Genomic DNA, 16,089 nt, shown 5'->3' on the forward strand with positions numbered 1-16,089 from the left:
GTCGTTCTTCTGAGGAAAATTGCGGTCGAGTTTCGTCTCAACCTTGAAGGCTGCAATTAATAGGACGAATGAGAATCAAAAACCTGAAGCCTAAAATGCAAGCAAATGTTTCAAACCCGCTCTTGCTCTTGCTCTTGCTCTTGCTCTTGCCCTTGCCCTTGCCCTTGCCCTTGCCCTTGCTTCTAAGCGCGCGATATCCCAGCCACCACCCATCGCGACCTCAGGAGGCCGAGCAGAGGCGTCTGTAGGGCCCTGGCGCGCAGCGCCCTTCGGCGTCCCGCCGAAGTCGCGAGAAGTAGACTTGCGCAGCAAGTCGGAGTCCGCGAAGGCCCGGAAGGCGCCGGCGCGAGGGAACCCCGGAGCGCAGCGCAGGGGCCGTATGTGGGAGCAGGCGGTTTTTGCCTACTTTTTTCCAAGAAAAAAAGTAGGTCGCCGTAAAGGCGAAAAGGTGACTCCGCGTCGCCACCCAAATCGGATATTCACGCGCCTCGAGCACCACCCAGCGCCCCCAGACACCCCCAAAAACCTAACTTTTTGCAAGATGTATCCGTTTCGTAGGGATAGCCGGGCCCCGCCCGATACCCCACTCGTACGGAAGCAATCTGATGAATCCCGAGAAGTCCCTGCAACTGGCCCGCCGTTTCATTGAACTGCCGCTGGAAAAGCGCCGCGTGTTCCTCGAGACCCTGGCCAAGGAGGGCATCGACTTTTCCCAGTTCCCCATCCCCGCCGGCATCGAGGCCCCAGACCGCCAGGCGCTGTCCTACGCCCAGCAACGCATGTGGGTGCTCTGGCAGATGGACCCCCAGAGCGGCGCCTACAACCTCCCAGGCGCCGTACGCCTGCTAGGTCAACTGGACGCCGCCGCCCTGGAGCAGGCCTTCGCCACCGTACTGGCCCGTCACCAAAGCCTGACGACCGTCTTCGAACCCCAGGCCGATGATCGCCTGGAGCAGGCCCATCGCCCGCTCACCCGCGTGAACATCGAGCGCGTCGACCTGCGCAATCTCGCCGCCGACCAGCGTGAGGCACAGGTTCGTGCCGAAGCCGAAACCGAGTCGCTACGCCCGTTCGACCTTGCGCACGGACCACTGCTGCGGGTGCGCCTGCTGCACCTCGATGCGCAGGAGCACGTACTGCTGCTGACCCTGCACCACATCGTTTCCGACGGCTGGTCGATGAATGTGCTGATCGATGAGTTCAGCCGCGCCTATGACGCCTTTGCCGCCGGGCAGGCACCGCAGTTGCCGCCGCTACCCATCCAGTACGTCGACTACGCCCTGTGGCAGCGTCGCTGGCTCGAAGCCGGCGAGATGGAGCGCCAGTTGCAGTACTGGCAGGCCCAGCTGGGCGATGAGCAGCCGGTGCTGGAGCTGCCGCTGGACCACGCCCGCCCGGCCACCCCCAGCTTCAGCGGCAGCCGCCAGTCATTCCCGCTCGACGCGGCACTGACCGAGCAGGTGCGCGGTTTTGCCCGCCAGCACAACCTGTCGCTGTTCATGGTCCTGCTCGCCAGCTTCGGCATGCTGCTGCAACGCTACACCGGCCAATGCGACCTGCGCATCGGCAGCCCGGTGGCCAACCGCAACCGCGCCGAGGTCGAAGGGCTGATCGGGCTGTTCGTCAACACCCAGGTACTGCGCCTGCAGCCACAAGCGCAACAGGACGTGCTGGCCTATCTGCAAGCGGTACGTCAGACCGTGCTGGGCGCCCAGGCGCACCAGGACCTGCCGTTCGAGCGCCTGGTCGAGGCGCTCAAGGTCGAGCGCAGCCTCAGCCACGCACCGCTGTTCCAGGTGATGTACAACCACCAGCCGCAGGTCGCCGACCTGACCACCGTCACCCTGGCGTCCGGCCTGCAACTGGCGCCGCTGCAATGGCGCAGCCGCACCACCCAGTTCGACCTCAGCCTCGACACCTACGAGCAAGGTGGGGTGCTGCACGCAGCCTTCACCTATGCCAGCGACCTGTTCGATGCCGCCACCATCGAGCGCATGGCCCGGCACTGGCAGGCCCTGCTGCGGGGCCTGGTCGAGCAGCCACAGCAAGCGCTGTGGCAGGTGCCGATGCTCGATGACGCCAGCCTTGCCACCGTGCTTCAGGACTGGAACGCCACCGCCCGTGACTACCCGCTCGAACGCCCGGTGCACCAGCTGTTCGAAGACCAGGCACGCCGCGCGCCACAGGCCCCGGCCCTGGTGTTTGGCGAGCACGCGCTCAGCTACGCCCAGCTCGACGCCCGCGCCAACCAGTTGGCCCACTACCTGCGCGCCCAAGGCGCCCGGGGCGACAGCCTGGTCGGCATCAGCGTGCAGCGCAGCGTCGAAATGGTGGTGGGGCTGCTGGGCATCCTCAAGGCCGGTGCTGCCTATGTGCCGCTGGATCCGGAGTACCCTGCAGAACGCCTGGCCTACATGATCGAGGACAGTGGCATCGACCTGCTGCTGACCCAGCAGGCACTGCTCGACAGCCTGCCGCTGCCCCAGGGCGTGCAGTGCGTGGCGCTCGACCGGTTGCCGTTGGACGAGCAGCCCACCAGTGCCCCGAGGGTGGATATCGACCCCGAGCAACTGGCCTACGTCATCTACACCTCCGGCTCGACCGGGCGGCCGAAGGGCGCTGGCAACAGCCATAGGGCCCTTGCCAACCGCCTGCACTGGATGCAGGAGGCCTACGCCATCGGCGCCGACGACACCGTGCTGCAGAAGACGCCCTTCAGTTTCGACGTGTCGGTGTGGGAGTTCTTCTGGCCGCTGATGACCGGCGCGCGCCTGGCAGTGGCCGCGCCGGGTGAACATCGTGACCCGGCGCGCTTGATCGAGACCATTCGCCGCTTCCAGGTCAGCACCCTGCATTTCGTGCCTTCGATGCTCCAGGCGTTCATCCACGAGCCGGGTGTCGAAGCCTGCAGCAGCCTGCGCCGTATCGTATGCAGTGGTGAGGCCCTGCCGGTGGATGCCCAAGTGCAGGTGTTCGCCCGCCTGCCGGGCGCAGCCCTGTACAACCTCTATGGCCCGACCGAGGCAGCCATCGACGTCACCCATTGGACCTGCCGCGACGAAGGCCGCGACAGCGTACCGATCGGCCTGCCGATCGCCAACCTGCGCACCTACGTGCTCGACGCCGGCCTCGAGCCGGTTGCCCCCGGTGTTTCCGGCGAGCTTTATCTGGGGGGTGTCGGCCTGGCCCGAGGCTACCATCGCCGCCCGAGCCTGACGGCTGAGCGCTTCGTCGCCGACCCCTTCGTGTCTGGCCAGCGTCTGTACCGCACCGGCGACCGTGTGCGCCAGCGCAACGATGGCGTGATCGAATACCTCGGCCGCTTCGACCATCAGGTGAAGATTCGCGGCCTGCGCATCGAGCTGGGCGAGATCGAGGCGCGCCTGGCCCAGCATGAGTGGGTGCGTGAGGCCGTGGTGCTGGCGTTGGACGGCAAGCAGTTGGTGGCCTACCTGGTGCTCAACGAACAGCCCGATGGCTGGCAGCAGGGGCTCAAGGACTGGCTGTTGCAGGCGCTGCCCGAGTTCATGGTGCCCACCCACCTGATGCCGCTCGAGCGCCTGCCGCTGACGCCCAACGGCAAGCTCGACCGCAAGGCGCTGCCGCAGCCCGATGCGGCGCCACGCGGTGCCTACGTGGCCGCGCAAACGCCGGTGCAGCAGATCCTCGCGCAGGTCTGGAGCGAGGTGCTCGGGGTCGAACAGATCGGCCTGGACGACAACTTCTTCGAACTGGGCGGCGACTCGATCATCGCTATCCAGGTGGTCAGTCGCGCCCGGCGCCAAGGCTTGCAGTTCAGCCCGCGTGACCTGTTCCAGTTCCAGACCCTGCGCGGCCTGGCTGGCGCTGCCGGGCGTGCGACGCAGGTGCAGGCCGAGCAGGGCGCGGTGCAGGGCCCGGCGCTTCTGACCCCCATCCAGCGCGCCTTCTTCGAGCAGGCGGTGCCTGCACGGGCGCACTGGAACCAGTCGCTGCTGCTGACGCCGCGCCAGGCCCTGGACGGTACTCGCCTGCAGCAGGCGCTGGTGCGTCTGGTCGAGCAACATGATGCCCTGCGCCTGCGCTTCCAATTGCGCGACGGCCACTGGCAGGCCGAGCACGGTGCGCTGCCTGCCGGGCTGCTGCGCGAGGAGACGGCCGCCGATGCCGAGGCGCTGGCGGCGCTCTGCGACGCCACCCAGCGCAGCCTCGACCTGGCCGACGGGCCGCTGCTGCGCGCGGTACTGGTGCAAATGGCCGATGGCAGCCAGCGCGTGCTGCTGGTGATCCACCACCTGGTGGTCGACGGCGTATCTTGGCGCGTACTGCTCGAAGACTTGCAGCACGCCTACACACAACAGGCGCTGCCCGCCAAGACCAGCGCCTGGCAGGCCTGGGCTGCGCGGCTGCCTGCCCTGGCCGCGCAACAGGCTGGCGAGCTGGACTACTGGCGCGCCCAGCGTGTCGAGCATGACCTGCCGTGCGACATGCCCCAGGGCGCCGCGCTCAACCGCCACGGCCGCACCCTGGAAACACGCCTGGACGCCGAGCTGACCCGTCAGTTGCTGCACGTCGCCCCGGCCGCCTACCGCACGCAGATCAACGACCTGCTGCTGACCGCGCTGGCCCGGGTGGTTGCGCGCTGGAGCGCGCAGCAAGCGGTGCTGGTGCAGCTGGAAGGGCATGGTCGCGAAGAGGTGTTCGAGGATATCGACCTGTCGCGCACCGTGGGCTGGTTCACCACGCTGTTCCCCGTGCGCTTGAGCGTCAGTGACGATGTGGGCGCCTCGATCAAGGCGGTCAAGGAGCAGTTGCGCGCGGTGCCGGGCAAGGGGCTGGGCTACGGCCTGCTGCGCTACCTGGGCGATGAGGCCCAGCGCCAGGCGCTCGGCCAGGCCACGCCTGCGCGTATCACCTTCAACTATCTGGGGCAGTTCGACCAGCAGTTCGATGCCCGTGCCCTCTGGGCGCCCGCCACCGAGCGCAGCGGCCAGGCCCAGGATCCCGAGGCCCCCTTGGCCAACTGGCTGACCCTGGAAAGCCAGGTCTATGCCGGCGAGCTGTCGCTGCGCTGGGGCTACAGCGGCCAGATGTACCATGACGCCACCGTCGAAGGCCTGGCCCAGGCCTACAGCGACGAGCTGGCGCAACTGATCGCCCACTGCCTGCAAACCCCGGCCGGCCAGGCGACGCCGTCCGACTTCCCGCTCGCACGTATCGACCAGGCCCAGCTCGATGCGCTGCCGGTCGCTGCCAGCGCTATCGAAGCGCTCTATCCGCTGTCGCCGATGCAGCAGGGCATGTTCTTCCACGCCCAGTACGAGCCCGAGGCCGGTGCCTACATCAACCAACTGCGCCTGGATATCCAGGGGCTGGAGCCCGCGCGCTTGCGTGAGGCCTGGAGCGAGGCGATGGCGCGCCACGAGATCCTGCGCGCCAGCGTGCATTGGGAAGGCTTGAGCGAGGCGCAGCTGTTGGTGCAGCGCCATCTCGACCTGCCGCTGCAGGTGCTGGAGGGGGTGCACGACCTCGATGCCCTAGCCGCCGCCGAACGCCGTCGCGGCTTCGATCTGCGCCAGGCACCGCTGTTCCGCCTGCAACTGGTGGCGCAGCAGGGCGGTGGCTGGCACCTGATCTACACCAGCCATCACATCCTCATGGATGGCTGGAGCAATGCCAGCCTGCTGGCCCAGGTGATCCAGACCTACGCCGGGCAGCCGGTGGCCGCCGCCAGCGGGCGTTTAAGCGACTACCTGGGCTGGTTGCAGCGCCAGCCCTTGGACGCCAGCGAGCGCTTCTGGAAGGCCGCACTGGCGCCGTTGCAGGGGCCGACCTTGCTGGCCTCGGCGTTGCGTCGTGCGCAAGGGCAGGGCAGTGGCGAGCACTTGCACCTGTTCGACGACGCCTTCGCCGAGCGCCTGGGCCAGTTCGCCCGCCAGCGCAAAGTCACCCTCAACACCCTGTTCCAGGCGGCCTGGGGCCTGGTATTGCAACGTCACACCGGCCAGGCCTGCGTGGCGTTCGGCGCAACCGTCAGTGGGCGTTCGGCGCCATTGCCGGGGATCGAGGAGCAGTTGGGGTTGTTCATCAATACCCTGCCGGTCCTGTGCAGCGCAGCACCTGGCCAGTCGGTCGGCGAGGCGCTGGAAACGCTGCAGGCGTTCAACCTCGACCTGCGCGAGTTCGAGCATGTGCCGCTGTACAAGGTCCAGGGCTGGGCCGGCCAACAGGGCGGCGTGCTGTTCGACACCTTGATGGTGTTCGAGAACTTCCCTGTGGCCGAGGCCCTGCGTGACGGCGCGCCGGCCGGGTTGCAAGTGGGCGCGCTGCGCAATCACGAGCGCACCCATTACCCGTTGACCCTTGGCATCGAGCTGGGCGCGCGATTGAGCGTGGAGTTTGCCTACGACCTGTCACACTTCGATGCTGCGCAGGTCGAGCAGTTGTGCGCCGCTTTCTGCCAGGCGCTCCAGCAGATGATCGAGCAGCCCTCGGCCGCGCTGGGCAGCCTGCGCCTGCTGGATGACAACGCGCAGCAGGCGGTGTTGGCGTACAGCCAGGGCGAAGCGATCGACCTGTCTGCCACACCGCTGGTGCACCAGCGCATCGCCGCCCAGGCCGCGCGCAGCCCCGACGCCCTGGCCGTGTCGTGCGAGGGCCATTCGCTCAGCCATGGCCAACTCAATCGCCAGGCCAACCGCCTGGCGCACTTGCTCATCGCCCAGGGCATGGGCCCGGGCAAACGTATCGGCCTGGCCCTGCGCCGCAGCCCGCAACTGATCGTCAGCCTGCTGGCCGTGCTCAAGAGTGGCGCTGCCTACGTGCCGCTCGACCCGGCCTACCCGGATGAGCGCCTGCGCTACATGATCGAAGACAGCCAGCTCGACTTGCTGCTGTGCGACGACGGCCTGTTGCAGGGCCTGAGCCTGCCACCCGAAGTCCCGCGCCTGGTGACCGGCGAGCTGGCGCTGGACGTGCAGCCCGAGCATGACCCGCTCGTGCAGCCTCACGCCCAGGACCTGGCGTACGTGATCTACACCTCCGGTTCCACCGGCCGGCCCAAGGGCGTCGCCATCAGCCATGCCGCCCTGCGCGAGTTCTGCCAGAGCGGCGCGCAGTATTCGCACCTGGGCGCCAACGACCGTGTGCTGCAGTTCGCCACCTTCAGCTTCGACGGCTTCGTCGAGCAGTGCTATCCACCGCTGGCCCTGGGGGCGGCGCTGGTGATGCGGGGCGAGGCGTTGTGGGATGTGCAGCAGTTGGCCGAGCACATCGTGCAGCACGAGGTCACCTTGGCCGACCTGCCAGCGGCCTACTGGTACCTGCTGGCCAAAGAGTGCGCCGCGCAGCCGGGCCGCGGCCTGGGCGCATTGCGCCAGGTGCACGTCGGCGGCGAGGCGATGTCGGTGGAAGGGCTGCGCCTCTGGCACGCTGCGGGCCTTGGCGAGGTCGCGCTGATCAACACCTATGGCCCGACCGAGGCGACCGTGGTCTCGAGCGTGCATGCCTGCCGCCTGAGCGATGCCAGCGACAGCCACGGCGTGCCGATTGGCCGGGCCATTGCCGGCCGTGCGCTCTATGTGCTCGACGGCGCTGGCGAGCTGCTGCCCGCCGGCGCGGTCGGTGAGCTGTGCATCGCCGCACCGGCCTGTCTGGCCCAGCAGTATTACCAGCGTCCGGGCCTGACCGCCGAACGTTTCCTGCCCGACCCGTTCGCCCGCGAGCCGGGCGCACGGCTTTATCGCAGTGGCGACCTGGCCTGCTACAACGCCGAAGGGGCACTGGAGTATGTCGGGCGAATCGATCACCAGGTGAAGATTCGCGGCATGCGCATCGAAATGGGCGAGATCGAAGCCTGCCTGCAGGCCCAGCCGGGGGTGCGCGCTGCTGCGCTGATCGCCCAGGCGACCGGCCAGGGTGCGCAGTTGGTGGCCTTCGTCGTGCCGGTTGCCAGCGAGGCAGTGCAGGGCGATGCGCGCACGGCCTTCGTCGCCGCGCTGCGCGACGCGTTGCGCCAGTCGCTGCCGGAGTTCATGGTGCCGGCGCACCTCGTGGTGTTGGAGCAATTGCCGCTGAACAACAACGGCAAGCTCGACCGCGCAGCTTTGCCACTGCCCGAGCCAGACGCGAGCAGCGCTGCCTACATCGCTCCGCGCAATGCTTTGCAGGCGGCGCTGGCGGACATCTGGGCCCAGGTGCTGGACGTGCCGCAGATCGGCCTGGCCGACCATTTCTTCGAGCGTGGCGGGCATTCGCTGCTGGCCATGCAGGTGGTCGTGCGCATCCGTCAGCAGTTGCAGCGCGAGGTGCCGGTGCGGGTGCTGTTCCAGGCGCCGGTGCTTGAGGCGTTCGCCGAGGCCTGCCAGGCCCAGGCCGCTGAGGCGGGGCCTGCGTTGGTCAGTGTGGGCCATGACCGGCCGCTGGCGTTGTCGTACGCCCAGGAGCGCCAGTGGTTCCTGTGGCAACTAGAGCCGCACAGTGCGTCCTATCACATTCCGGCGGCGCTGCGCCTGCGCGGCGTGCTCGATCGCGACGCCCTGGCGCACAGCGTGCAGGACCTGGTGGATCGCCATGCCTCGCTGCGCACCGCGTTCGTCGAAGAGGACGGCGAGGTCCGTCAGGTCATCGCCCCGGCGCTGACCTTCGCGATCGACTACCAGGCCATGGAGGCGCAGGCCGACGAGGCGGCCATCCGCCGCGAAGTGCAACGCGAGATTCGCCGTCCGTTCGACCTGTTCCAGGCGCCGTTGCTGCGGGTTCGCGTGCTGGTGCTGGGCGAGCGGGACCATGTGTTGGTGATGACCCAGCACCACATCGTCTCCGACGGCTGGTCGATGCAACTGCTGATCGAACAGTGGCAGGCGCGCTACCTCGCCCATTGCCGTGGCGAGGTCGCGGCAGTCGAGCCCCTGGCCTTGCAGTACGCCGACTTCGCCCAGTGGCAGCGCCAATGGCTGGAGGCGGGCGAGGGCGCTCGGCAACTGGCCTACTGGCGCGAGCAACTGGGCGACGAACAGCCTGTGCTGGAGCTGCCGTTCGACCGCCCGCGGCCTGCCGAGCAGAGCCAGCGCGGCGCACGGCTCGACCTGAGCCTGGCCGAGCCGCTGGTGGCAGCGCTGCGCGAGCAGGCCAGCGCCCAGGGCGTGACCCTGTTCGTCTACCTGTTGGCCTCCTTCCAGGCCTTGCTGCACCGCTACAGCGGCCAGTCCGATATCCGCGTCGGCGTACCGGTGGCCAACCGCACCCGGGCCGAGACCGAGTCGATGGTCGGCTTCTTCGTCAACACCCAGGTGCTGCGCGCCCAGGTCGACGGCGCGGCCGGTTTCGATCAACTGCTGCAACAGGTACGCCAGGCCGTGCTCGGCGCCCAGGCCCACCAGGACCTGCCGTTCGAGCAACTGGTCGACGCCCTGCAGCCCCAGCGCAGCCTGAGCTACAGCCCGCTGTTCCAGGTCATGCACAACCATCAGGTGACGCCTGCCACCGCGACCTCCCTGCAAGGCCTGACGCTCGAACCGCTCAGCTGGGACAGCGGCACCGCGCAGTTCGACCTGAGCCTGGACACCACCGAGGTCGAGGCACGCATCGAAGTGTCGCTGACCTACGCCACCGACCTGTTCGACCACGCCACCATCGAGCGCCTGGCCGACCATTGGCAGCACCTGCTGCAGGCCGTGGTGCACGACCCGCAGTGCCCGGTGGCGCGGCTGCCGCTGCTGGCTGCCGACGAACAGCAGCGCATGCTTGAGGCGTGGAATTCGGCAGCGCTGCCGCCTGCGACCCACGCCAGCCTGCACGGTCTGATCCAGGCCCGCGCCGCGCAGGCCCCCGAGGCCCTGGCGCTGATCTGCGGCGCGCGTGAGCTGAGCTACCGCGAGCTCGACACGCAGGCCAACCGCCTGGCCCATCGCCTGCGCGCCCTGGGTGTCGGTCCGGAAGTGCGGGTGGGCGTGGCACTGCCGCGCAGCGCCGAACTGGTGGTGGCCCTGCTGGCGGTGCTCAAGGCCGGTGGCGCCTATGTGCCGCTGGACCTGGCCTACCCGCGCGAGCGCCTGGCGCACATGCTCGGCGACAGCCAGGCACACCTGCTGCTGACCCAGGCCGATCAGGCCGCGCAATTGGCGTCGGTGATCAGCGAAGGCCAGTCGCTGCTGTTGCTCGATGACGACCCGCAGTTGGCGCTGCAACCGACCCATGCGCCGGTCCAGCATGACGATGCCGAGCACCTGGCGTACGTGATCTACACCTCCGGCTCCACCGGGCTGCCCAAGGGCGTGGCGATCACCCATGGCAATGCCGTGGCGCTGGTGCGCTGGGCCCAGGGGCTGTACAGCCAGGACGACCTGCAAGGCGTGCTGGCGAGCACCTCGATCTGCTTTGACCTGTCGGTCTGGGAGCTGTTCGTGACCCTGGCCGGCGGCGGTCATTTCATCCTCGCCGACAACGCCCTGGCGCTGCCGGAGCTGCCCGCGCGCGAGCGCGTGACCCTTATCAACACCGTGCCTTCGGCGATTGCCGCGCTGCTGCAGGCCGGGGCGATTCCGCCCAGTGTGCGCACCATCAACCTGGCGGGCGAACCGCTGAAACAGTCGCTGGTGGATGCGCTGTATGCGCTGCCGGGTATCGAGCGCGTGTACGACCTCTACGGGCCGTCCGAAGACACCACCTATTCGACCTGCGTGCTGCGCCAGGCCAACGGCCGGGCCAGCATTGGCCGGCCGCTACCGGGCACCGCCGCCTACGTGCTGGATGGCCACCTGCAGCCGCAGCCGGTGGGTGTGGCGGGCGAGCTGTACCTGGCCGGCGAGGGCCTGGCGCGCGGTTACCTGCGCCGGCCAGGGCTGAGTGCCGAGCGCTTCGTCGCCGACCCGTTCACCGGTGAAGGCGGGCGCATGTACCGCACCGGCGACCTGGTGCGTTACCGCGAAGACGCGTCGATCGAATACCTGGGGCGTATCGACCATCAGGTCAAGGTGCGCGGTTTCCGTATCGAGCTGGGTGAGATCGAGGCACGCCTGCTGGCGCACCCCGAGGTGCGTGAGGTGGCGGTGGTCGCCCGTCAGGGCGAACTGGGTACGCAATTGGTCGGCTATGTCGCTGCTGCGGCATTGCTCGATGATGCCGAGCCGCTCAAGGCCTGGCTCAAGCAGACCCTGCCGGACTACATGGTGCCGACCCACTGGCTGTTCCTCGAACGTCTGCCGCTGACGCCGAATGGCAAGCTCGACCGCAAGGCGCTGCCCGCGCCGCAGGCCACTGCCCTGGCGCGTCAGGTGGCACCGCGCAGCGTGCTGGAAAAACGCCTGGTGGCGATCTGGGAGGAAGTGCTCAAGGTTTCGCCGATTGGCGTGACCGACAACTTCTTCGAACTGGGCGGCGATTCGATCATCTCGATCCAGGTGGTTAGCCGGGCGCGGCAGGCGGGTATTCGCTTCACGCCCAAGGCGCTGTTCCAGCACCAGACCGTTCAAGGGCTGGCGACCGTGGCCCAGGAAGGCGAGGGCGTGTACCTGATCGAACAGGGCCCGCTAACTGGCGAGATGCCGCTGCTGCCTATCCAGCAAGCGTTTTTCGACACCGATATCCCCGAGCGTCACCACTGGAACCAGTCGGTACTGCTCAAGCCGGCCCAGCCGCTGCACGCGGGTTACCTGGAGCAAGCGTTGCAGGCACTGGTTGCACACCACGATGCGCTGCGCCTGAGCTTCACCCAACGCGAGACTGGCTGGCAGGCGCATTACCGCCCACTCGGCGAGCAGCCGACTGAGCTGCTCTGGCAACGCACCCTGAACACTGCCGATGAACTGGAAGCCTTGGCCGAATCGGCCCAGCGCAGCTTGTCGCTGGGCGATGGCCCGCTGCTGCGCGCCGTGCTGGCGGACCTGCCGGACGGCAGCCAGCGCCTGTTGCTGGTGATCCACCACCTGGCAGTGGATGGCGTGTCGTGGCGCATCCTGTTCGAAGACCTGCAACTGGCCTTCGAGCAACTGAGCAGCGGCAAGCCCCTGGCCTTGCCGGGCAAGACCAGCTCGCAGCGCGACTGGGCCGAGCAATTGCGTCGTTACGCCACCGAGCACAGCGCTGAGCTGGGCTACTGGCAGCAATGCCTGCAGGGCGCCGCCGAGTTGCCGTGCGCCGCACCAACGGCGGTGCTGGACAACGCCCATGCGGCGATGGTCCATACGCGCCTGGACAAAACCACGACCCAGCGCCTGTTGCAGGAAGCGCCCGCCGCCTATCGCACCCAGGTCAACGATCTGCTGCTGACCGCCCTGGCCCGCACCCTGTGCCGCTGGAGCGGGCAGGGCAGCGTGCTGGTGGAGCTCGAAGGCCATGGCCGTGAAGAACTGGCCGAGCACCTCGACCTGACCCGCACCGTGGGCTGGTTCACCAGCGTCTTCCCGGTGTGCCTCACCCCGGCCGAGGCACTGGGCGACTCGCTCAAGCAGATCAAGGAGCAGTTGCGCGGCGTGCCCAACAAAGGGCTGGGCTTCGGTGCCCTGCGCCGCTTCGCCGATGCCTCGACCCGTGAAGCGCTGCAGGCCTTGCCGGCGGCACGGGTGACCTTCAACTACCTGGGCCAGTTCGATGGCAGCTTCCAGGCCGACGATGGCGCGCTGTTCAGCCCGAGCGGCGAGGCCAGTGGCGCCGAGCAGAGCGCCCAGGCGCCGCTGGCCAACTGGCTGGGCATCAACGGCCAGGTGTACGACGGCGAACTGGACCTGAGCTGGACCTACAGCACACAGATGTTCGACCACGCCACCCTGCAAGCCTTGGCCCGCGATTTCGCCGAGCAGTTGCAGGCCCTGGTCGAGCATTGCTGCCAGCCCGGCCAAGCAGGCGTGACACCTTCGGACTTCCCGCTCTACCCGCTGGCCCAGGCGCAACTGGATGCGCTGCCGGTCGCTGCGCGGCAGATCGAAGACATCGTGCCGTTGTCGCCGATGCAGCAGGGCATGCTGTTCCACAGCCTGTACCAGCAGGACGCCAGCGACTACGTGAACCAGATGCGGGTGGACATCGACGGCCTGGACCCGGCGCGTTTCCGCGAGGCCTGGCAGCAGGCGCTGGACGCCCACGACAGCCTGCGCAGCGTGTTCCTCTGGCAGGGCGATGTCGAGCGGCCGCTGCAACTGGTGCACAAGCAGGTCGAGGTGCCGTTCCGCGTGCTCGACCTGCGCGGCAACCAGGACCTGGCCGCCGCCCTCGATCGCCTGGCGGCCGAGGAACAGGCCCAGGGCTTCGACCTTGCCCGCGCGCCGCTGCTGCGCCTGGTGCTGGTACGTACGGCTGATGAGCGTCACCACCTGATCTACACCCATCACCACATCCTACTCGACGGCTGGAGCAATTCGCAGCTGCTGGGTGAGGTGCTGCAGCGCTACGCCGCGCGCCGCGAGATCGGCCATGTCGGGCGTTACCGCGACTACCTGGCCTGGCTGCAGGCCCAGGATGCCGGGCTGAGCGAGCGTTTCTGGACCGAGCAACTGAGTGTGCTCGAGGCCCCGACCCGACTGGCCCAGGCCTTCGTGCGCCGCGAAGCCGTGGCGCAAGCGCCGTTTGGCGACCACTACCAGCAGTTCGATGCCGCATTCACCCAGCGCCTGGGCGAGTTGGCGCGCCGTCACAAGGTGACCGTCAACACCTTGTTGCAGGGCGCCTGGCTGATCCTCCTGCAGCGCTACACCGGCCAGCAGGCGCTGTGCTTCGGCGCCACGGTTTCGGGGCGTCCGGCGGAGATCGTCGGTATCGAACGCCAGGTCGGGCTGTTCATCAACACCCTGCCGGTGGTGGCGCAGGTGCGTGCCGAGCAGGCGCTGGGCGAATGGCTTGCCGAGTTGCAGCAGCACAACCTGGCCCTGCGCGAGCACGAGCACACCGCGCTGTACGATATCCAGCGCTGGGCCGGGCAGGGCGGCGAGGCGCTGTTCGACACCCTGGTGGTGTTCGAGAACTACCCGGTGGCCGAGGCCCTGCGCCAGGCCGAGGTGCCCGCCCTGGGCTTCGGCGCCATCGACAGCCACGAGCGCACCAACTACCCGCTGACCCTGGCCATCGCCCTGGAGCAGACCCTGCAGGTGCACTACAGCTACCTGCGCGAAGCGTTCGACGATGCGCGCATCGTGCAGGTCGCCGGGCACCTGCGCCAGGTCCTTGAGCAACTGCTCGAGGCGGCGCCGGGCCAGGCCATCGGCGCGCTGGAGCTGATCACCGGGCAGGAGCGTGCGCAACTGGTGGAGCAGTGGAATCACGTAGATACACGCTTCGATTCGCCTCGTGCAGTGCACCAGCTGTTCGAGGCCCAGGCGCAGCGCACGCCGGAGGCGGTGGCGGTGTTGTTCGGCGAGCAGCAAATGAGTTATGCCGAACTCGACCAGCAGGCCAACCGCCTGGCCCATGGCTTGATCGAGGCAGGGCTGGGCGCCGAGGCGCTGGTGGGGGTGGCGCTGGAGCGTGGCCCGCAGATGCTGGTTGCGTTGCTGGCGGTGCTCAAGGCCGGCGCGGCCTATGTGCCGCTCGACCCGGAGTACCCCGAAGAGCGCCTGGCCTACCTCATGCAGGACTCGCGCATGGCGTTGTTGCTCACCCATTCGCAGTTGCTGGCGCGCCTGCCTGCCGCGCAAACCGTGGCGACCTTGTGCATCGACCAGCTGGCCAGCGCCTCGCTGCCGAGCAGCGCGCCGCAGCGCCCGGTGCACGCCGAGGGCCTGGCGTACGTGATCTACACCTCCGGCTCCACCGGCCAGCCCAAGGGCGTTGCCGTGGCCCATGGCCCGTTGGCCATGCACTGCCTGGCGATCGGTGAGCGCTACGCCATGAGCGCACGCGACTGCGAGCTGCACTTCATGTCGTTCGCCTTCGACGGTGCCCATGAACGCTGGCTGACCTGCCTGTTGCACGGCGGCCGCCTGCTGATTCGCGATCCGCAACTGTGGACCGCCGAGCAGGCCTGTGCGGCCATGCACCGGCATGGCGTCACGGTCGCTGCATTCCCGCCGGTATACCTGCAGCAGCTGGCCGAACACGTGCGTGAGCACGGCAACCCGCCGCCGGTGCGCATCTACTGCTTCGGTGGCGACGCGGTGCCGGAAGCCGCGTTCGAGCTGGTCAAGGCCGTGCTTGCGCCCGAGCACATCATCAATGGCTATGGCCCGACCGAAACCGTGGTCACCCCGCTGATCTGGAAAGCCGATCGCGCCGAACGTTGCCAGGCAGCCTATGCGCCGATCGGCAGCCGCATCGGCAACCGCAGTGCCTACGTGCTCGACGACTCGGCGGCGCTGCTGCCCCAGGGCGTCGCGGGCGAGCTGTACCTCGGCGGCACAGGGGTGGCGCGCGGCTACCTGCACCGCCCCTCGCTCACCGCCGAGCGCTTCGTGCCGGACCCTTACGGTGTGCCGGGCGCACGCCTGTACCGCAGTGGCGACCTGGTGCGCCAGCGCGCCGATGGTGTGGTCGACTACCTGGGACGGGTCGATCACCAGGTCAAGATCCGCGGCTTCCGCATCGAACTGGGTGAGATCGAGGCGCGCCTGCAGGCCCAGGACGGCGTGCGTGAAGCGGTGGTGCTGGCCCGCCCTGGCGTCGGTGGCCCGCAACTGGTGGGCTACGTGCTGGCCAGCGCGCAAGGCCTGGCGCTCGGCGAGGCTAAATTGCGCGAGCAGCTCAACGTTCGTCTTAAAGAGACACTGCCGGGTTACATGGTCCCCACCTATCTGGTCTTCCTCGACGCACTGCCCCTGACACCCAACGGCAAGCTGGACCGCAAGGCCCTGCCAGCCCCGGATGCCAGCCTGATGCAACGCGACTACCGCGCGCCGCAAGGCGAGCTGGAAAGCGCCATCGCCGATATCTGGGCTGCGGTGCTGAAGGTCGACCGCTTGGGGCGTGACGACAACTTCTTCGAGCTGGGCGGGCATTCGCTGCTGGCGACACAAGCCACGGCAGCCGCACAGGCGCAACTGCAGGTACAGGTGCCGCTGGAACTGATCTTCCAGGCCGACGACCTGCAGGGCTATGCGCAAGCGCTGGAAGGGTTGCGGACCACCGATCTCGAGCAGGATCTGAGCGATATGCATGACTTCCTCACCGAGTTGGAGACGAACTGAG

General features: G+C 68.1%; 1 protein-coding gene. It reads left to right on the forward strand.

Annotation, left to right across the window (positions count from 1 at the left end):
- Positions 1-605 precede the first annotated feature (605 nt).
- Complete coding sequence (locus ACTYOL_RS10660; RefSeq protein ID WP_444757895.1) at positions 606-16,088, forward strand: non-ribosomal peptide synthetase; 15,483 nt, start codon at positions 606-608, stop codon at positions 16,086-16,088.
- Position 16,089: the final 1 nt, after the last annotated feature.

This window comes from Pseudomonas sp. A014 (assembly GCF_052378495.1).
GTDB lineage: Bacteria > Pseudomonadota > Gammaproteobacteria > Pseudomonadales > Pseudomonadaceae > Aquipseudomonas > Aquipseudomonas machongensis.